The organism is Streptomyces sp. NBC_01723 (genome assembly GCF_036246005.1).
Lineage (GTDB): Bacteria > Actinomycetota > Actinomycetes > Streptomycetales > Streptomycetaceae > Streptomyces.
This window is the reverse complement of record NZ_CP109171.1, coordinates 6,712,210-6,731,356: the sequence shown is the minus strand read 5'-3', so window position 1 is coordinate 6,731,356 and position 19,147 is coordinate 6,712,210. Positions and strand designations below refer to the sequence as shown.

At 70.2% G+C, this 19,147-nt stretch carries 18 protein-coding genes; 9 read left to right on the top strand and 9 right to left on the bottom strand.

Translation table 11 applies throughout. The annotated features are described in order from the left end of the window. Nucleotides 1-18: 18 nt before the first annotated feature. From OIE75_RS31640 to OIE75_RS31615, 6 genes are all read right to left on the bottom strand, one after another. Nucleotides 19-600, bottom strand: a complete 582-nt coding sequence (locus OIE75_RS31640) for a sugar kinase (RefSeq protein WP_329472977.1) — start codon at nucleotides 598-600, stop codon at nucleotides 19-21. After that, nucleotides 597-1,745, bottom strand: a complete 1,149-nt coding sequence (locus OIE75_RS31635; protein WP_307015908.1) for an ROK family glucokinase — start codon at nucleotides 1,743-1,745, stop codon at nucleotides 597-599. The genes OIE75_RS31640 and OIE75_RS31635 overlap by 4 nt, the downstream gene beginning before the upstream one ends. A 138-nt stretch (nucleotides 1,746-1,883) precedes the next feature. Continuing rightward, entirely contained in the window at nucleotides 1,884-2,678 is a 795-nt protein-coding gene (locus OIE75_RS31630) for an ATP-binding cassette domain-containing protein (protein WP_307015907.1), read from the bottom strand. Next, nucleotides 2,675-3,718: an ABC transporter permease gene (locus OIE75_RS31625; protein ID WP_329472976.1), complete on the bottom strand. Its 1,044-nt coding sequence runs from the start codon at nucleotides 3,716-3,718 to the stop codon at nucleotides 2,675-2,677. Before OIE75_RS31625 ends, OIE75_RS31630 begins: the two co-directional genes overlap by 4 nt. Next, nucleotides 3,715-4,719 (bottom strand): sugar ABC transporter substrate-binding protein, encoded by a 1,005-nt coding sequence (locus tag OIE75_RS31620; RefSeq protein ID WP_329472975.1) that lies wholly within the window; start codon nucleotides 4,717-4,719, stop codon nucleotides 3,715-3,717. The genes OIE75_RS31625 and OIE75_RS31620 overlap by 4 nt, the downstream gene beginning before the upstream one ends. Nucleotides 4,720-4,912: 193 nt before the next feature. Then, nucleotides 4,913-5,650, bottom strand: coding sequence for a GntR family transcriptional regulator (locus OIE75_RS31615; protein WP_329474085.1), 738 nt, complete (start codon nucleotides 5,648-5,650; stop codon nucleotides 4,913-4,915). A 129-nt stretch (nucleotides 5,651-5,779) separates the two neighbouring features. Here OIE75_RS31615 and OIE75_RS31610 point away from each other — a divergent pair, with 129 nt between their 5' ends. Continuing rightward, on the top strand, nucleotides 5,780-6,802 hold the full coding sequence (locus OIE75_RS31610) for a Gfo/Idh/MocA family protein (protein ID WP_307015904.1): 1,023 nt from the start codon (nucleotides 5,780-5,782) through the stop codon (nucleotides 6,800-6,802). 32 nt (nucleotides 6,803-6,834) lie between these two features. Here the strand turns inward: OIE75_RS31610 and OIE75_RS31605 are convergent, their stop codons facing one another. Together OIE75_RS31605 and OIE75_RS31600 are read right to left on the bottom strand one after the other, a co-directional pair. Beyond that, a complete protein-coding gene (locus OIE75_RS31605; protein ID WP_329472974.1) occupies nucleotides 6,835-7,515 on the bottom strand; it encodes a response regulator transcription factor in 681 nt (226 codons plus the stop codon). 77 nt (nucleotides 7,516-7,592) lie between these two features. Next, entirely contained in the window at nucleotides 7,593-8,861 is a 1,269-nt protein-coding gene (locus tag OIE75_RS31600; protein ID WP_329472973.1) for a sensor histidine kinase, read from the bottom strand. Nucleotides 8,862-9,039: 178 nt separating this feature from the next. Between OIE75_RS31600 and OIE75_RS31595 the strand changes: the two genes are divergently transcribed. The 6 genes from OIE75_RS31595 to OIE75_RS31570 all read left to right on the top strand — a co-directional run bounded on the left by OIE75_RS31595 (nucleotide 9,040) and on the right by OIE75_RS31570 (nucleotide 14,737). Beyond that, on the top strand, nucleotides 9,040-9,240 hold the full coding sequence (locus tag OIE75_RS31595; protein WP_307015901.1) for a hypothetical protein: 201 nt from the start codon (nucleotides 9,040-9,042) through the stop codon (nucleotides 9,238-9,240). Nucleotides 9,241-9,807: 567 nt separating this feature from the next. Next, a complete protein-coding gene (locus OIE75_RS31590; RefSeq protein ID WP_037626374.1) occupies nucleotides 9,808-10,011 on the top strand; it encodes a cold-shock protein in 204 nt (67 codons plus the stop codon). Nucleotides 10,012-10,360: 349 nt separating this feature from the next. Next, on the top strand, nucleotides 10,361-11,857 hold the full coding sequence (locus tag OIE75_RS31585; RefSeq protein WP_329472972.1) for a DEAD/DEAH box helicase: 1,497 nt from the start codon (nucleotides 10,361-10,363) through the stop codon (nucleotides 11,855-11,857). 46 nt (nucleotides 11,858-11,903) lie between these two features. Next, the gene (locus OIE75_RS31580) at nucleotides 11,904-12,308 is read left to right on the top strand and encodes a CBS domain-containing protein (protein WP_329472971.1); all 405 of its coding nucleotides are present in this window, start codon (nucleotides 11,904-11,906) and stop codon (nucleotides 12,306-12,308) included. 49 nt (nucleotides 12,309-12,357) lie between these two features. Beyond that, nucleotides 12,358-12,681, top strand: a complete 324-nt coding sequence (locus OIE75_RS31575) for an SCO5918 family protein (RefSeq protein WP_307015898.1) — start codon at nucleotides 12,358-12,360, stop codon at nucleotides 12,679-12,681. A gap of 370 nt (nucleotides 12,682-13,051) precedes the next feature. After that, complete coding sequence (locus tag OIE75_RS31570) at nucleotides 13,052-14,737, top strand: ribonuclease J (protein ID WP_307015896.1); 1,686 nt, start codon at nucleotides 13,052-13,054, stop codon at nucleotides 14,735-14,737. A gap of 497 nt (nucleotides 14,738-15,234) precedes the next feature. Here OIE75_RS31570 and OIE75_RS31565 read toward each other — a convergent pair whose 3' ends face one another. Further along, nucleotides 15,235-16,374, bottom strand: coding sequence for a PucR family transcriptional regulator (locus OIE75_RS31565; RefSeq protein ID WP_329472970.1), 1,140 nt, complete (start codon nucleotides 16,372-16,374; stop codon nucleotides 15,235-15,237). An 87-nt stretch (nucleotides 16,375-16,461) separates the two neighbouring features. On the opposite strand from OIE75_RS31565, the gene OIE75_RS31560 reads away from it, so the two are divergent. Together OIE75_RS31560 and OIE75_RS31555 are read left to right on the top strand one after the other, a co-directional pair. Further along, complete coding sequence (locus OIE75_RS31560; RefSeq protein ID WP_307015894.1) at nucleotides 16,462-17,517, top strand: ferredoxin reductase; 1,056 nt, start codon at nucleotides 16,462-16,464, stop codon at nucleotides 17,515-17,517. A 7-nt stretch (nucleotides 17,518-17,524) separates the two neighbouring features. Continuing rightward, nucleotides 17,525-18,643, top strand: coding sequence for a fatty acid desaturase family protein (locus OIE75_RS31555; protein WP_307015893.1), 1,119 nt, complete (start codon nucleotides 17,525-17,527; stop codon nucleotides 18,641-18,643). The last annotated feature ends 504 nt before the right edge of the window (nucleotides 18,644-19,147 follow it).

Below are 19,147 nucleotides of genomic sequence, written 5' to 3'. Positions count from 1 at the left end.
CACCGGGCCCGAGCGTCCCTAGGGAACGGTGCGCGAGACGACGTACACCATCGGATAGTCCGGGTCGTCCAGGTCCACGACGACGTCCTGGGTCGGTGCCGGGTTCCGCTGCTCGTTGACCACGCCCCACCAGGTGCTGGAGGCGCGGAAGTTCCAGCCGGTGACCCGCTGGGCCCGGTCGCTGATGGCGATCTTGTCCTTCTCCAGCGCGTCCCGGTCGATGCCCAGTCCGGCCAGGAAGGCGTCCAGACCGGCGTTGGTGGTCTGGAACTGGACGTAGAGGCGGCTGGTCTTCCAGTTGTTCGTCTCGAAGTACGCGATCTTCTCGGAGGGCACCGGGACCGGCAGCTCGTAGATGCGGCGCTGGAGCTTGGACGGCCAGCCCCGGGTCATGCCGGTCGCCGCGTACTTCGCCTCCTTCTGCCGGCCGCTGTCGCGGCTCTGGTTGGCGGAGATCACGAGGTAGCCGGCGGGGACGCCGATGAGCAGCACGATGGTGAGCAGCGTCAGCGCCCGGCGCCGGATCATGTGCCGTCGGTCCTCGGCCGGTGGCCCGTGTTCCTCCGGCGTTCCGGCCTGGTGGGTCAGGGTCTCGGTCACAGCGACTCCCCGGAGGTACGGCGGGCCTCGGCGTACCGCTCGTAGCGCTCGTACCGCTCCACGCGGCGCCGCTTGGCGCGGCGGAACCGGCGGGCCACCAGCCGGGCCAGGTCGGCGGCGCCCACCATGCCGGCCTCGGGGCCCAGCTGGGCGCGGACGATGCGGGCCTCGGGGCGGTAGCCGCGGCCGGTGAGCTGGCGTTTGAAGGCGTCGCGTGCGGGACCGATGAGCAGGTCGTCCGCGGCGCTGACCCCGCCGCCGATCACGAAGCAGGACGGGTCGAGGGCGGCGGCGAGGTTGGCGATGCCGACGCCGAGCCACTGCCCGATGTCCTGGAGCAGCTCGACGCACATGGCGTCGCCGTCGCGGGCCAGCTCGGTGATCATCGGGCCGGTGATGTCGCCGATGCTGCCCTTGACGTGCTCGATGATCCCGTACGCCACCGGCGAGTCGGCCGCGGCCAGCTCGCGGGCCTCCCTGACCAGGGCGTTTCCGGAGCTGTACTGCTCCCAGCAGCCGCGGTTGCCGCACGGGCAGCGGTGACCGCCGGGCACCACCTGCATGTGCCCGAATTCACCGGCGACCCCGTACTTGCCCCGCTTGACCTGGCCGTCCTCCAGGATGGCGCCGCCGATGCCGGTGCCGAGCGTGATCATGACGAGGTGGTCCTCGCCGCGGCCGGCGCCGAAGCGCCACTCGGCCCAGGCGGCGGTGTTGGCGTCGTTGTCCACCAGGACGGGAACCGCGAGGCGGCCGGCGATGCGGTCGCGCAGCGGCTCGTTGCGCCAGGACAGGTGGGGGGCGAACAGCACGCGGTTGCGGTCGGCGTCGACCCAGCCTGCCGCGCCGATGCCGACGGCGTGCACGTCGTGCCGGTCGGAGAGGTCCAGGACCAGCTCGACGATGGTGTCCTCGACCACCTTCGGGCTCTTGGACTTGTCCGGGGTCTCCGTGCGCAGGCGCTCCAGGATGTTGCCGTCGGCGTCGACGACGCCCGCCATGACCTTCGTGCCGCCGATGTCGATGCCGACCGTGGGCACGCGGGGTGCCGTCAGGTGCGAGCGGCGTTCCCTCGTGCCCACGGTGCGCAGGACCGGGGCGCGGCGGGATCCGATGGGGGCGGTGAAGTCGCGGTAGGTGCTCATCGGGTGCGATTGTGCCGCACCCTCGGGCCGGGTGCCGAATGGGACAGGGGGTGGCGTCACCGGTTCATTGCCGTCTGCGGGTGCGTTGTGGCTGGTCGCGCCCCGCGGCGGCGCCGCCCTTGACACAGCCCCGCGCCCCTAAGAGGGGCGTTGCAGTTCGTGGCGTAGATCGTCCAGCTCGTTTCCGCCCGCCATCTGGCGCGTCAGCTCGTCCAGGGTGATGTCCTCGCGCTCGTGGTTGCCGACCATCGTGCCGCGCTTCAGGAGGATGAATCGGTCCCCGACCAGGTACGCGTGGTGCGGGTTGTGGGTGATGAGGACGACACCCAGACCCTGGTCGCGGGCGGCCGCCACGTACTTCAGGACGACGCCGGACTGCTTCACGCCGAGGGCGGCGGTCGGCTCGTCCAGGACGAGCACCTTCGCTCCGAAGTACACCGCGCGTGCGATCGCCACGCACTGGCGTTCGCCGCCGGAGAGGGTGCCGATGGGCTGGTCGACGTCGCGCAGGTCGATGCCCATGCGCAGGAGCTCCGCGTGGGTGGTGCGGCGCATGTGGTCGACGTCCATGCGCTTGAACGGGGCGACGCCCTTGCGGGGCTCGGAGCCGAGGAAGAAGTTGCGCCAGACCGGCATCAGCGGGACGACGGCGAGGTCCTGGTAGACGGTGGCGATGCCGCGGTCCAGGGCCTCGCGCGGGGAGCCGAGGCGGGTCTCCTCGCCGTCGAGGGCGAGGATGCCGCCGTCGTGCTGGTGCAGCCCGGAGATGATCTTGATGAGGGTCGACTTGCCCGCGCCGTTGTCGCCCAGGACGCAGGTGATCTCACCCGCGTGCACTTGGAGGGACACGCCTTCGAGGGCGCGTACGTTGCCGTAGTTCTTGCTGACGCCGGACAGCTCGACGAGCGCCTGGGGTGCCGGGGTCTGCGTCATTTGGTGGCCTCCGCGCGCTTGCGGACCCAGGCGTTGAGCAGGGTCGCGAGGAGCAGCATCGCTCCGAGGAAGAACTTGAACCAGTCGGGGTTCCACTCGGCGAAGACGATGCCCTTGCTGGTCATGCCGAAGATGAACGCGCCGACCGCCGAGCCGACGGCGCTGCCGTAGCCGCCGGTGATCAGGCAGCCGCCGATGACGGCCGCGATGATGTAGATCAGCTCGTTGCCGACGCCCTCGCCGGACTGGACGACGTCGTAGGAGAAGAGCAGGTGCTGGCCCGAGATCCAGGCGCCGAAGCCGACGCCCATGTAGAGGCCGATCTTTGTCCTGGTGACCGGGACGCCCACCGCGCGGGCGGCGTCCTTGTTGCCGCCGACCGCGAAGATCCAGTTGCCGGCGCGGGTGCGCAGCAGGATCCAGCTGGCGACGGCGACCAGGGCGAGCCACCACAGGATGGTCACCTTGAAGCCGACGCCGCCGACGGTGATCGTGGACGCGAAGACGTCGCGGGCGGAGGGGAAGCCCTCCATGTCGGCGATCGACTTGGTGGAGACGGTGCCGTCGATCAGCTTGGTGAAGCCCAGGTTCAGGCCGGTCAGCATCAGGAAGGTGCCCAGCGTGATGATGAAGCTGGGCAGTTCGGTGCGGGTCAGCATGAAGCCGTTGAAGGCGCCGATCACCAGCGTGACCAGCAGGGACACGCCGACGCCGACCCAGACGTTGGCGGTCATCTGGTAGCTGAACATCGATGACACCAGGGCCGACGAGGTGACCATGACGCCGGCCGACAGGTCGAACTCGCCGCCGATCATCAGCAGCGCCACCGGGACGGCCATGATGCCGATCGTCGAGGCGGCGTAGAGCACCGTGCTGAGGCTGGCGGCCTGCAGGAAGCTGTCGGCGAAGAAGGCGAAGAACACGAAGACGGCGATGGCGCCGACGACGGAGCCCAGTTCGGGGCGGCCCAGGAGTTTCCGCAGCGGAGAGGTCTGCAGAATCCTTTCGTCAGCGGTGGTCACGTCCGTGCCCGCGCTCATCGGGTGCCCCGCTCGGTGTACTCGGAGAGCGCGGCGGCGTCGTCCTTGGTGATGATCTGCGGCCCGGTGAGCACCGGGCGGCCGCCGCCCAGGACGTCGGCGTTGTACTTGTTCAGCCACAGCAGGTCGACGGCCTCGTAGCCCTGGAGGTAGGGCTGCTGGTCGACCGCGAAGCCGAGGGTGCCGTCCGCGAGGCCGGCCGCCACCTTGGCGTTGAGGTCGAAGGTGTCGATCTCGGCCTCGCTGCCCGCGCCCTGCTTGGCCTTCACCGCGGTGTCGGCGTAGGGGGCGCCGAGGGTGACCACCGCGTCGACGGCCTTGTCGGTCTGGAGCTTGGCCTCGATGGCGGACTGCACGTCCGGCATGCTGGTGCCGTTGACGTAGAGCCGCTGGACCTTGCCGTCGAAGGTCTTCTCGACGCCGTCGCAGCGCTGCTCGTGGCCGACGTTGCCCTGCTCGTGGAGCACGCAGAGGGCCTGCTCGCGGCCTCGCTCGTTCAGTTCCTCGCCGACCGCCTCGCCGGCGATCGTCTCGTCCTGGCCGACGTGGGTGAGGGCGCCGAACGCCTTCGACTCCTCGGACCCGGAGTTCACGGTGATCACGGGGATGCCCGCCTTGCGGGCGCGGTCGAGGGCGGACTTCATGGCGTCCGGCTTGGCCAGCGTGACGATGATCCCGTCGACCTTCTTGTCGATGGCGGCGTTCACCAGCTGCGCCTGCTGCTGGGCCTCGTCGTCGTGGGAGTACAGGAAGTTGATGTTGTCCTTCACCGCGGCCTGCTCGGCGCCGCTCTGGACGATGTCCCAGAAGGTGTCGCCGTCACCCGAGTGGGTGATCATCGCGAAGGTCCAGCGGGGCGTGTTCACCGCCGCCTGCCCCTGGGCCGACGCGGCCTTGCGGGCGTCCTCGGCCCGCTTGCCGCCAGTGCTGCTGCACCCGGCCAGGGACACCGACAGTGCTCCTGCCAGCGCGATGCCTACCCAGGTCCGAAACCGTGCCACGAGGCCGTGCCCTTCTTGCTGTGCCGTGCTGTGCGTGCCGGGCGCCCGAGGCTCCGGCCGGGGGCCGGGAAGCCCCAAACGCCCCATTGTCCGACACACAAGCGGAGCGTCTACCTCCGGGGATCGGGCGACGGTCACATTGTCCGGACATTGCGACGAACCCGCGCGGCGAGCGGCGGCCGGAGGGAGCGGCTCAGGGCCGTACGAGGAGCTGGAACTCGAAGGAGTACCGGGAGGGGCGGTAGGTGTGCGTGCCGAACTCCACCGCGCGTCCCGTGTCGTCGAACGTGGTGCGTTCCATCGTGAGCAGGGGGGCTCCCTCCTCCTCGCCGAGCCGTTCGGCCTCGTCGGCGGTGGCGGCGCGGGCGCCGATGGACTGGCGGGCGCTGTGCAGGGTGATCCCGGCGGCGCGCATCAGGCGGTACAGGCCGGTGGCCTCCAGCTGGCCGGTGTCGAGGTCGAGGAGACCGGAGGGCAGGTAGTTGCACAGGTACGCCATCGGTTCCCCGTGGGTCAGCCGCAGCCGCTCGACGCGGTGCACGTCGGTTCCCTCGGTCACGCCGAGTACGGCGGCGGTCTCCACGGTCGCCGGGACGACCGTGTTGACCAGGACTTTCGTGGCGGGGCGCTGGCCCGCGGCCTCCAGGTCGTCGTAGAGGCTGCTGAGTTCCAGCGGGCGCCTGACCTTGCTGTGCACGACCTGGGTGCCGACGCCCCGGCGGCGCACCAGCAGGCCCTTGTCGACGAGCGACTGGATGGCCTGGCGGACGGTGGGCCGGGACAGACCGAGCCGGGCGGCCAGCTCGATCTCGTTGCCCAGCAGGCTGCCCGGGGTCAGCGCGCCGTGCTCGATCGCCGCCTCCAGCTGCTGCGACAGCTGGAAGTACAGCGGCACGGGGCTGCTGCGATCCACGCTGAGCTCCAGCGACACGGTGGGGTCCACTTCTGGTTTCGGCACGGGCCGAGCGTAGCTCCGTGCGCAGTTGACGGGAAGTTGTGTAGTTCGATTGTCCGGACATACGCATTGACAGGGTGCGGGCTGTGAGCCCACTTTGATTCCATGCGCATCGGGGTCATCGGGACGGGCCGTATCGGCACCGTTCACGCCAACACGCTCAGCCGCCACCGCGACGTGGGATCCCTGATCCTCACGGACGCCGACCTCACGCGGGCCCAGGATCTGGCTCACCGGCTGGGGGAGACTGCGGCACCCGGAGTGGACGAGATCTTCCGGTGGGGCGTGGACGCCGTGGTGATCACCACGGCGACACCGGCCCACGCCGAACTGATCGGTCGGGCAGCACGCTCGGGGCTGCCGGTGTTCTGCGAGAAGCCCATCGCGCTGGACCTGACCGGCACGTTGCAGGCGATCGCCGAGGTGGAGGCGGCCGGGACGGTGCTCCAGATGGGGTTCCAGCGGCGCTTCGACGCCGGGTACAAGGGGGCCCGGGAGGCGGTGCGGGCCGGGCGGCTCGGCCGGCTGCACACCGTCCGGGCGGTGACGAGCGACCAGGCCCCGCCGCCGGCCGAGTACCTGCCGCAGTCCGGCGGGCTCTACCGGGACACGCTCATCCACGACTTCGACGTCCTTCGCTGGGTGACCGGGCGGGAGGTCGCCGACGTCTACGCCGCCGGGTCGGACGCCGGGCCGCCGATGTTCCGCGCGGCGGACGACGTGGACACCGGCGCCGCGCTGCTCACGCTGGACGACGGGACGCTGGCCACGGTGACGGCGACGCGGCTGAACGGGGCGGGGTACGACGTCCGCATGGAGCTGGCCGGGGAGCTGGACCAGATCGTCGTCGGTCTGGACGACCGTACGCCGATCGCGTCCACCGAGCCGACCGGTCCCCCGGCCGCGGACAAGCCGTGGACGGGCTTCGTGGAACGGTTCGGGCCCGCCTACGAGGCCGAGCTGGCCACCTTCGTGGAGGTCGTGCGCGGTGAGCGGGCCAACCCGTGCGACGGCCGCGAGGCTCTCCAGGCCCTGCGTGTCGCCGAGGCCTGCGACATCTCCCGCCGCGAGCGCAGACCCGTACGGCTGGCCGAGGTCCCCGGGGGCGCGGCGTCCCTGGCGGGTTGAGCGGACACGTCCGGGCCCGCTCTCCCGGCCCCCTACCGGCCGTCCTCCTGGTATCCCTCCAGCAGGCCCGCGTCGTGTGCCAGAAGGGCGATCTGGACCCGGTTGCCGAGGTCCAGCTTGGCCAGGACGCGGGAGACGTGGGTCTTGACGGTGGCGACGCTCATGAACAGCTCCGTCGCGATGGCGGCGTTGGCCAGTCCCCGGCCGACCGCGACGGCGACCTCGCGTTCGCGGTCGTTGAGGGTGTCGAGGCGGGCACGCGCGCGGGTGCGGCGCGTGTCGGCGGTGCCCGCGGCCGCCTGGTCCATCAACCGGCGGGTCACGGCGGGCGACAGGACGGGATCACCGGCGGCGACCCTGCGCACGGCGTCCAGGATCTCCGCGGGCGGGGTGTCCTTGAGGACGAACCCGGCGGCGCCCGCGCGCAGCGCCCGCAGCACCTGTTCGTCGGCGTGGAAGGTGGTGAGCACGATGATCTGCGGGGCCTCCGCGCGGCCGCGCAGCCGCTCGGTCGCCGTCAGGCCGTCGACCACCGGCATCCGGATGTCCATGAGGACCACGTCCGGGTGGCTGCGGTCGACGAGCGCCTCGACCTCGTCGCCGTCGGCGGCCTCGCCGACGATCTCGACGTCGTCGGCGCCGCCCAGCATGAAGGACAGCCCGGCCCGCACCAGCGGGTCGTCATCGACGATGAGCAGTCTGATCGCAGTCATGGGCCATACGTAATCACGGTTGCCGACGGCCGAGTTCGCCCTGTGGACAGAGCCCCGGCCGGCCGCCGGTGCCGGGCTCATCCCCATGGCAGCCACGCCCGTACCTCGAAGCCCCCGTCGGGCGTGGCGCCGTGCTCCAGGGTGCCGCCCGCGAGCGCGGCCCGCTCGGTCAGTCCGATCAGCCCCTGTCCGGATCCGGGCACGTGGGGCACCTCACCGTCGGTCGGGCCGTTGCGCACCGACATCGCGAGTCCGTCGCCCGGGGCTCCGCCGACCGAGACCGTGACCTCGGTACCGGGGGCGTGCTTGCGGGCGTTGGTCAAGGCCTCCTGGGCGATGCGGTAGGCGGTGCGGCCGACGGAGGCGGGGACCTCGGCGCGGTCGGCGACGCCAGCCGCGAGGGTGACCTTCATGCCGGCCTCCCGGGACTCGGTGACCAGCGCGTCGAGTGCCGCGAGCGTCGGCTGGGGGCGGCCCCCGGCGTCGTCGGACTCCGCCGAGCGGAGCACGCCGATGATCTCCCGCAGGTCCTGGAGCGCCTCGTGCGCGCTCTCCCGGATGACGCCGGCCGCGCGCACCACCTCCTCCCGGGGCGCGTCGGGGCGGAACTCCAGGGCGCCCGCGTGCACGCTGAGCAGCGTCAGCCGGTGCGCGAGGACGTCGTGCATCTCGCGGGCGATGGCCTCCCGCGCGAGCCGCTGTGCCTGCTCCGCCCGCAGCCGCGCCTCGGTCTCGGCGCGTCGGGCCCGGTCGCGGAGGCTGAGCATGAGCTGCCGTTTGGAACGGGCGAGCATGCCCCAGCCGACCACCGCGGCGGTGAGCAGGACGCCGAAGCCGAGGACGCCGAGGTAGGGCAGATCGGGGTCGGGGCGCACCCAGTAGAGGAGGGGCTGGAGTGCGATCTGGGCGCCCGCCACCCAGGCCACGTAGCGGAAAGGCCGGTGCACGGCCACGGTGAACAGGGCGACCAGGGTGGTACCGCTCGAGGTGATCGAGACGAAGGCGATGGGCAGCATGGCGACGGCCAGCCCGACCGGCCACCGGCGCCGTAGCCAGACGGCGGCGCAGGCGAGGGCGCCGATCAGCTGGTCGGCGGCCTCCATGCCGTGCGAGAGGTTCGGCTCGTTCTCCAGCGCGTCCGCGCCGAGGAGGCCGACCACGACGGCGATCAGGAAGCAGGTGAAGTCGACCATCCAGTCGCGGGCGGTGCGCCGGGGCCGCCGGGACCACCACCCCGAGGACCCGGGGCCGGAGGTGGGATCGAGTTGTTCGATCAGCGCCGACGGCAGCAGCCAGCGGCGTTCTGGGAACGCCGGGGTGATCCGTGCGGTTCTGTCTTCGCTCACAGTCGACGAATCTACGCAGGGCCCCTCGCGAGCACGCTCCCTCACACGGGATCACCGACCAAAGTCGCGGAACTTCAGACCTTCGACGCGCGGGACGCGGGGACGGAGGGCCTTCGGTCGGAGAGATCTCGCCCCGTGGCCGATGTGGGTGGGGGCTCGGCGGGGCGAGAGTCGGCGCATGAAGGAATTGCTGGAGTTCCTGGGACTGCTGGCGGTGATCCAGGGCGTGATGGGGCTGGTGCAGGAGTTCACCGACTGGAACTGGGGCCTGGTGCACCGGATCGGTCTGTTCGACGGTTTCGAGCTGTACGCGAGCGTGGTGCTGCTCGTGCTCGGCGGGGCGCTGTTCGCGGCAGCCGAGAGCCGGAAGCCCGGCTGAGTGCTCGCCACGCCCGGGACCGGGCGTGATCGCGGTATTTCTGCCGCGCCCCGCTGACCTGGACTGATGGTGCCCGAAGCGGCTGTGACCTGCTAGGACAGGTCACAGAGGCGATCGGAGGCAGTCAGAGGCCCCTCCGGCCGGCCTCCGACCGCAACGGGCGGGCGGGGGACGAAGCCGCAGCGGCGGCCCGGTCGGCCGGCGGGGGTCGCCGCGCTCGCTTTCGGCGGCGGGAAGCCAGTAGGCGCTCAGGCACTCCAAGCATGACGTCGCGCCGACGTGCCACTATCTGCGTCCGCGAACTGAGATTTCAGCTGCACAAGCAGACAGATTTTTTGCCACTATGAGCAGAGAGGAATTCTTCACCCGACGCCGGCCACTGCGGCGTGCTACTGTCGATCTCAGTTGCAGTTGTGGTTCCCGAAACTTCAAGTGCTCTCCAGTCGGTCATCGTGCCACTGGAAGCACTTTTGTATATCCGGTCTTTTTCCGGGCGGGGTGATCATCGCGGCGACACGGCGTCCGCACGGTGCGGGCTCCGATGCACTGCCCCAAAGGAGAAATGACATGGCTGCTGGTACCGTGAAGTGGTTCAACGCGGAAAAGGGTTTCGGCTTCATCGAGCAGGAGGGTGGCGGCGCTGACGTGTTCGCCCACTACTCGAACATCGCCGCCCAGGGCTTCCGCGAGCTGCTGGAGGGCCAGAAGGTGACCTTCGACATCGCGCAGGGCCAGAAGGGCCCGACGGCCGAGAACATCGTTCCCGCCTGACGCTGACTGTCGCGTACTTGTAGCTGGGGCCCGCATCCCTCGGGGTGCGGGCCCCAGCTACATGCGTTTCCCACGGTGATTTCACCCGTGCGGGACAACCAGGAAATCCGCAGGATCACCCCACACGGATCGCCCTCAGGTTGCAGACGCACCCCTGCACAGCTACAGCGCGGTGGACGCTTCGAATATCGCGTCGACACCGTGCCACTTTTCAACGCTTGCGAATCTGGCGACGGATACATCCGTGCGAGCGCAAGCCGCCAGTCCCACCGGCCCATTCTTGCAATTCCCCGTGCCGCTCATTGCTGCGGGAATTCCTTGATATGTGCCGCATCGAGGAAGGTTCCGCATGAACCGCACACGCACCAACGACCGCTACGCCCGCACCCGTAACGGCGGTGCCGACTCCGGAAAGGGCGGCAGCCGCTTCGGTTCGTCGGCCCCTCGCCGGTCGGCCGGCCCGAACCGCTCCGGGGGCTACGGCCGTCGGCCCGCCGCCCTCCAGGGGGAGTTCGCTCTTCCTCGGACGATCACCCCCGCGCTTCCCGCCGTGGAGGGCTTCGCCGATCTCGACATGCCCGGGGAACTGCTGACCGCGCTCGGCTCGCAGGGCGTGACCGCGCCGTTCCCGATCCAGGCCGCGACCCTGCCGAACTCCCTCGCCGGCCGCGACGTACTCGGCCGCGGGCGCACCGGCTCCGGCAAGACCCTGGCCTTCGGGCTGGCCCTGCTGGCCCGCACGGCCGGGCGGCGCGCCGAACCCAGGCAGCCGCTGGGGCTGATCCTCGTACCGACGCGTGAACTGGCCCAGCAGGTCAGCGACGCGCTCACCCCGTACGCCCGCTCCGTGAAGCTGCGGCTGGCCACCGTCGTGGGCGGCATGTCGATCGGCAGGCAGGCGAGCGCGCTGCGCGGCGGCGCCGAGGTTGTCGTCGCCACGCCGGGACGTCTCAAGGACCTCATCGACCGCGGCGACTGCCGGCTGAACCAGGTCTCCGTCACCGTCCTCGACGAGGCCGACCAGATGGCCGACATGGGCTTCATGCCGCAGGTCACCGCCCTGCTCGACCAGGTCCGTCCCGAGGGCCAGCGCATGCTGTTCTCCGCCACCCTCGACCGCAACGTCGACCTGCTCGTACGCCGTTACCTGACCGATCCCGTCGTGCACTCCGTCGACCCCTCGGCCGGCGCCGTCACGACGATGGAACACCACGTGCTCCACGTCCACGGCGCCGACAAGCACGCGACCACCACCGAGATCGCCGCACGCGACGGACGCGTGATCATGTTTCTCGACACCAAGCACGCCGTCGACAGGCTGACCCAGGACCTGCTCAACAGCGGGGTACGGGCCGCCGCACTGCACGGCGGCAAGTCTCAGCCGCAGCGCACCCGCACCCTGGCGCAGTTCAAGACCGGACACGTCACCGTGCTGGTCGCGACCAATGTCGCCGCGCGCGGCATCCACGTCGACAACCTCGACCTCGTCGTCAACGTCGACCCCCCGACCGACCACAAGGACTACCTCCACCGCGGCGGCCGCACCGCCCGCGCCGGTGAGTCCGGCAGCGTCGTCACGCTCGTCACACCGAACCAGCGCCGCGGCATGGTCCGCCTCATGTCGGACGCCGGGATCCGGCCGCAGACCACCCAGGTCCGCTCGGGCGACGCGACCCTCAGCCGGATCACCGGAGCCCAGGCCCCGTCCGGCATCCCGGTCGTCATCACCGCACCAGTGGCCGAACGCCCCAAGAAGCGCGGTGCCACCTCCCGCGGCCGACGCCGCCCCGCCTCGGCCGCCCGGCGCGCCCCCGCACCCCGGTCCACTGCCAGTGCGGCCGCATAGGACCGTTCGCATCCGGAACCCCGCCCGTCTACGCAGGAGGCACCTTTTGACGCTGGGACAGTTGCAGGCTCGCCCCGTAAGCGCTCGCCCCGTACGCGGCGCGTTGACCGACGGCGTGGACGCGGACGGGCCGCAGGTCTGGTACGACATGACCGTCGAGGTGGCGTTGTCCGTCATGGCCGCCGCACGTGCGGAGCATCTGGTCGTCTGCGACGGGGACGGCCTGTGCGTCGGCCTGGTCACCCGGTCCCAGCTCACCGCCGTCCGGGACAGCTCCGAGTACACCGATCGGATGCGCCTGGGTGACATCACCGACGGCAGCGAGCCCTCCGTCTCTGCGTGGGCCACGAGGGAAGAAGCCCAGGACACGTTGCCTTTCGGACGGCTCGGGCCCGTGCCCGTGGCCGACGAGCACGGCAACGCCCTGGGCACCCTCGCTCTCTCCCGCTGAGCCTCCGGCCGGCGGCCGGCCCCGTCCCCTCTTCCTCCTGTGAGGCATCATGCGCTGTGTCATCGCCCGCTTCCCGTTCGACCTGACCAGGAGCGGCGTGCTGGAGTCAATGAAAGGCGTCAAACCCGAACCGGTCACCGGCGAGTCCGTGATCATCGCCCGACGCCACTACCCCGCCAAGCAGGTCGGCCAGGTCATCACCCGCCAGGACCGCCGCGACTTCAGCGCCGGTGAAGTCCTGAGGGCCATGGCCCTGCTCGGCTTCACCTGCCGCACCCTGCCCAGGACCGCCCCCGCGCGCATCGGAAGTCCGTTGCAGCAGGCTTCGGCGATGCTCGGCACCGGCCTGCCCGTCGTGACAGGCGCGCACTGACACCAGAACAGCAGGGAGGGCCCGACCGGCGCGCGCCGGTCGGGCCCTCCCTGCATGCCGCACTGTCCGATCGGTGCGCGCGTGACGACGTGGCGCGCGGTGAAGGCCGCCACGGGGTGGACACCTCGTTGAAGCCGACCAGGCGCTGCGCGGCGGGTGTTCCCAGCAGCAACCATGGGCTTCCTCCAGCACACCCGGACCCGGCGGACGGCTCACCCACGGCACCCTCCGCCGGCTCCACCGCGCCGCCCCCGTTCGCTGCCGTAGCGGCTCCTCACCACCCTGAACGGCGCAGCCCCGCCCTGTGTGGAGCCGGGTCGACCGGGCAGCCGGTGGATCACCTCGGCAGACTCTCCGGTAACGTCAAAACATGAGTCATCCGCATCCCGAGCTGAAATCCGCTGCCCCCCTGCCCGAAGGAGGGCTGAGGGTCGTCGCCCTGGGCGGTCTGGGTGAGATCGGCCGCAACATGACCGTCTTCGAGTACGCCGGCAAGCTGCTCATCGTCGACTGCGGCGTGCTGTTCCCCGAAGAGACCCAGCCCGGCGTGGACGTGATCCTGCCGGACTTCACCTCGATCCGCGATCGCCTGGACGACATCGTGGCCGTGGTGCTCACCCACGGCCACGAGGACCACATCGGTGGCGTGCCGTATCTGCTACGAGAGCGCTCCGACATCCCCGTCGTGGGCTCGAAGCTGACCCTGGCGTTTCTGGAAGCCAAGCTCAAAGAGCACGGGATCAGACCGCGCACGGTTCGGGTCCGCGAGGGAGACCGGCGCGGCTTCGGCCCCTTCGACTGCGAGTTCGTCGCGGTCAACCACTCCATCCCGGACAGTCTCGCCGTCGCCATCCGCACAGGGGCCGGAATGGTGCTGCACACGGGTGACTTCAAGATGGACCAGTTCCCGCTGGACGACCGCATCACCGACCTGCGCGCCTTCGCCCGCCTCGGCGAGGAGGGCGTCGACCTCTTCCTCACCGACTCCACCAACGCCGAGGTCCCTGGCTTCACCACTTCCGAGCGCGAACTGAACCCGGCGATCGAGCAGGTCATGCGTACCGCCCCGCGCCGTGTGATCGTCTCCAGCTTCGCCAGCCACGTGCATCGCATCCAGCAGGTCCTGGACGCCGCACACCAGCACGGCCGCAAGGTCGCCTTCGTGGGCCGCTCCATGGTCCGCAACATGGGCATCGCCCGTGACCTCGGTTACCTGAAGGTTCCCAGGGGACTGGTCGTCAGTACCAAGGAACTGGAGAAGCTCCCCGACCACAAGATCACCCTCGTGTGCACCGGATCCCAGGGCGAGCCGATGGCGGCTCTGTCCCGGATGGCCAACCGCGACCATATGATCCGCATCGGCAAGGGCGACACCGTTCTGCTCGCCAGCTCCCTGATCCCCGGCAACGAGAACGCCATCTACCGGGTGATCAACGGGCTGACCCGATGGGGCGCCCATGTCGTCCACAAGGGCAACGCCAAGGTACACGTCTCCGGGCACGCCAGCGCCGGTGAGCTCGTGTACTGCTACAACATCGTCAAGCCCCGCAATGTCATGCCCGTGCACGGCGAATGGCGCCACCTGCGGGCCAACGCCGACCTTGCCATCCGTACGGGAGTCGATCCCGAGCGGGTGGTCGTCGCCGAGGACGGCGTGGTCGTCGACCTCGTGGACGGGCGTGCATCGATCACCGGCAAGGTGCCCGCGGGCAACGTCTACGTGGATGGCATGGAGGTCGGCGGGGCCACCGAAGCGTCCCTGAAGGACCGCCTCACCCTCGCGGAGGAAGGCGTGGTCACCGTGGTGGCGATCGTCGACGCCGACACAGGCGCCCTTGCCGAGACACCCGACTTCCTGGCCCGCGGTTTCGTCCACGACGACACCACCTTCGAACCGGTCATCCCCGTCATCGAGAAAACGCTGGCGAGCGCAGCCCAGGAAGGGGTCGGCGACGCACACCAGCTGGAACAGCTCATCGCCCGTGCCGTGGCGAACTGGGCCTTCCGGACGCACCGCCGCCGCCCCCTCATCATCCCCGTCATCATCGACGCCTGACCGCCCTCTCCCCCGCTCCCGGCCACCGGCAGCAGAGGCGGATTCACACCCGCGTCTGCGCCAGGATGATCGGCCTCACAGGCACGGCATCGGGCATCAGCGGCCCATCGAGAACTTCGGAGGCCGCTTGCCCGGGGTCGGGTCGGTGGCAATTCGGCCGAGCCGCAGAACCGCCTGCGTCGGTTCTGCCCGAGCCGCGTGAACCGGCAGCTCACCGTGCAGGGGTCCCGCCACGAGCTCGCTCGGGCCGCGTGCCGCGGCAAGCGCGACTCCATCAGCAAGGCGTACCGCCTTCTGGGGCTGTCTGACCATTCCCGTCGTCGCCCGGAGGGCGGCCTCGCGGCGTCCGGTGCGTGCTCTCGGCGTGCCGGGCGTGGAGCCTCGTCCTGGTTGTACTTGGCTCTGCGCCCGGTGCGGCGAGAGTGCGTGCATGGCGTCGCGGGGCTGGGGGCACCTCCCGGCCGGAGGCTGGGGGGAGGGAACTGTCAGACAGCCCCCTAGCTGTCCCGAAGACCGACCGCCAGCGTCAGTTCGAGGACCCGGTGCGGCGATGCGAGATCCGGAAACACCTCCCGCAGCTGCGACATCCGGTAGCGGACCGTCTGGGGATGGACGAACAACGCCGCCGCCACCTCGTCCCGCCTGCCCTGGTGCAGCAGCCACGCACGCAACGTCTCCTCCAGCCGCCGTGCGGTCGTGGCAGGCAAGGTCCGCAACGGTGCGAGGGCTCGGGCACGCAGGTCCGCGAACGCGTCCGCGTCGGCGCTCAGCACCAGCTCGGGCAGGTGGTCCTCGGTGTCGCGAATCCGAGAGGAGAGGGAGCGCGCGCGTACGGCTCGCGCGTACGAGGCGGACGCGCGAGTCCATGGCCGGGCCGGGCCGATCACGGCGCTGCGGTCGGTCAGTTGCCGCAAGAGATGTGGCCGGTCGGCATCGGGGACGAGCAGCACACCGGTGGCGTCCGGCAGATCGTCGAGGACGAGGGTGCTCGGGTCGAGCACGCGGTAGGCCGGCCGGGCCTGGGCGGCGGGCAGCAGGACCGCGGTCAGCGAGACCGGAGGCTGCCACCCGGCCCGTTGAACGGAGGCCAGCAGCACGTCCGGGCTCGCGCCGGCGAGGAGGTCACGGGCCAGGTGTTCCAGGTGGCGCTCGTGGGCCCTGCCCCGGGCGGCCAGCTCGTCGGCGTGGCCCGCGGCGCTCGCGGCGGAGAGCTCGTCGATGTAGGCGAAGGTCAGCTCGGCGAACTTGGCGACCTCGGCGGCGGGCAGGCCGGCGGGTACGGCACCCGCTGCCAGGCATCGCCAGGCCACCCGGGCGCCGACGCGGTAGGCGCTGAGCAGGGCGTCCATCGAACGGCCGTCGCGCACCTCGCCGCGGCCCAGCTCGTAGGCCGCGTCACCGGCGTCGCCGCCTGTGGCGACCCCGCTCGCGAGGTCCAGGTAATGTCCCAGCGCGGTGCGGACGGCCCGGCGGATGGTGGCGCCCATGTGGCCCGAAAGGGCGTTGGCATAGGGAGGGACCTCGTCGATGATCGCCTGGACGACCTCGTCGGCGGTGGTCTTCAGCGCGGCCCGAAGTGCGGTGACCGTCGTCTCGTCCAGGGCCAGTTCGCTGGCCCTCCGGAGTGCATGGCTCACGTTTTTGTTCCCTGCGAACAATTCAGCTGACCAGATTTACATCCTGCGGTCAGGACTTTACGCTCTGCGGCACAGCAAGCTGAAGTCATGACGAGTGCAGCCCTTCGCAGCAGGGCGTGGAAACTGCTGGAGATGGTCACGACGCCGCTGCTGCCGTCGGACTACCTCGACTTGGTCAGCCCGCTGCGTGCGGGCGCTGACCTGCGGGGGCGCATCGAGGCTGTGCACCCCGAGACGGGTGACGCCGCGACGATCGTGATCAGGCCCGGACGGGGCTGGCGGGGCCACACAGCGGGTCAGTACGTGCGGATCGGGGTCGACGTCGACGGGGTGCGCCTGTGGCGTGCCTACTCCATCACCTCGCCGACGAACCGCCAGGACGGCCGCGTCACGATCACCGTGAAGGCGATCCCGGACGGCAAAGTCAGCAACCACCTGGTCCGCAGGGCGAAACCGGGCACGCTGATCCAGCTCGACCAGCCGACCGGTGACTTCGTCCTGCCACGGGCCAAGCCCGCCAAGGTGCTCTACCTGACGGCCGGCAGCGGCATCACGCCCGTGATGGGCATGCTGCGCGACGTCGAGCTCGACGACGTCGTCATGGTGCACTGCGCGCCACGGCCGCAGGACGTGATCTTCCGCAGCGAACTGCACGACCTGGTCGCGGACAAGAAGCTGCGGCTCACCGAGATGCACACCGACACGGACGGCATGCTCGACATCGCCCGTCTCGACGAACTCGTGCCCGACTGGGCCGAGCGCGAGACCTGGGCTTGCGGGCCCGCGGGCCTGCTCGACACCGCCGAAGACCACTGGACCGAGCACGGCGTACCAGAGCGCCTGCACACCGAACGCTTCCGCCCCAGCATCGTCGTCACCGGCGACGGCGGCGAGGTCACGTTCAGTGCCACCGGCAAGACCGTCGACGCGGCCGGCACCACGCCGTTGCTGGACATCGGCGAGGAAGCCGGCGTGCTCATGCCCTCCGGGTGCCGCATGGGCATCTGCTTCGGATGCATCACACCGCTCAAGGCCGGCGCCGTCCGCGACCTGCGCACCGGCGAGATCACCGAGGCCGAGCCGGGCGTCCTCATCCAGACCTGCGTGTCCGCCGCGGCGGGCCCCTGCGACATCGAACGGTAGGAGTACCTTGACCGCCATCGACCCCACCGCCCACCTGACCGCGGAGCAGATCGAGGAACTCGGGCGCGAGCTGGACGCGATCCGCGACGAGGTGATCGCCAGTCGCGGCGAGAAGGACGCCGCCTACATCCGTAAGGTCATCTCGGCGCAGCGCAAGCTCGAGCTGGCCAGCAGGGGCGTGCTGCTCTTCTCGATCTTCCCGCCCGCTTGGCTGCTCGGCACCGCCGGTCTGTCCGTGGCGAAGATCATGGACAACATGGAGATCGGCCACAACGTCCTGCACGGCCAGTGGGACTGGATGCGCGACCCGAAGATCCACTCCACCGCCTGGGAGTGGGATCACGTCTCGCCGGCCGACCAGTGGAAGCACTCGCACAACGAGCTGCACCACACGTACACCAACGTGATCGGCAAGGACAACGACCTCGGCTACGGCATCATGCGCGTCGACGAGGACCAGAAGTGGCACCCGCTCCATCTCGGCCAGCCGCTGTGGAACTTCCTCAACGCCTGCTTCTTCGAGTACGGCATCGCCGCCTACGATCTGGAGCTCGGCAAGAACCTGCACAAGCGCCGCCGCAAGAACCCGGAGTTCCGCGCGCGGGCCAAGGCCGTGGGCCGCAAGATCCGCAAGCAGGTACTCAAGGACTACGTGATCCACCCGCTGCTCTCCGGACCGTCTTTCGTCCCCACGCTCGCCGCCACGTTCACCGCGAACCTGGTCCGCAACATCTGGTCCCACTCGGTGATCATGTGCGGCCACTTCCCCGAGGGCGTGCAGGTCTTCGAGCGCCGGTCGATCAAGGGCGAGACGCGCGGGCAGTGGTACCTGCGCCAGATGATGGGCTCGGCGAACATCAGCGGCAGCAGGGCCATGCACTTCATGACCGGCAACCTGTCGCACCAGATCGAGCACCACCTGTTCCCGGACCTGCCGAGCAACCGGTACGCCGAGGTCGCGGTGAAGGTGCGAGCGCTGTTCGAGAAGTACGAGCTGGAGTACGTCACCGGCCCGCTGCCCAAGCAGGTGTTCTCCGCGTGGCGCAAGGTCGTCCGGCTCTCGCTGCCGAACAGGAGTCCCAAGGTCAAGACGCCGGCCCGCGAGCAGGAGCTCGTCGCGGCCTGATTCCCGGCACTGGTTCAGATCTCCCGGCCGTACCGGCGGCACCGCCGGGTTCGGTGAGATCCGTTGCGGACGAGTTCCCGGGCGCGGGCGGCGATGCGCGAGTGGAACGCGTGGAGGGCCCTGGCGCCGTGCGGCGCCAGGGCCCGAAGGAACTGCTTCACCATCTGCCGGCCCTCTTACTGCGCCGGCCTTCTGTCACCGCACACCCGACCGGAAATGCTGCCGGGGATGCTGGGATCGCGGTTGCTCGACCGGAGACCACCTCACTATCGATGTCCTGCGGTACCCGGACTCGACAAGCCGCCCGGGCGATCCTGATGGCTCCCCATTCCTCCGTTCATTCCCTCGTTGCTGGTACTGCTCTACCGGGTACTACTGGTGATGCGACCTGCTCAGTGACCTGTCACAGCGCCACTCTTCGGCAGCCAGCCCCGTCGCCCGTCCTGCATCTTCTCTGGCTCAGAACCCCACTGCCGAACCTCCCGGTGCGCGCGTCCGCAGCCG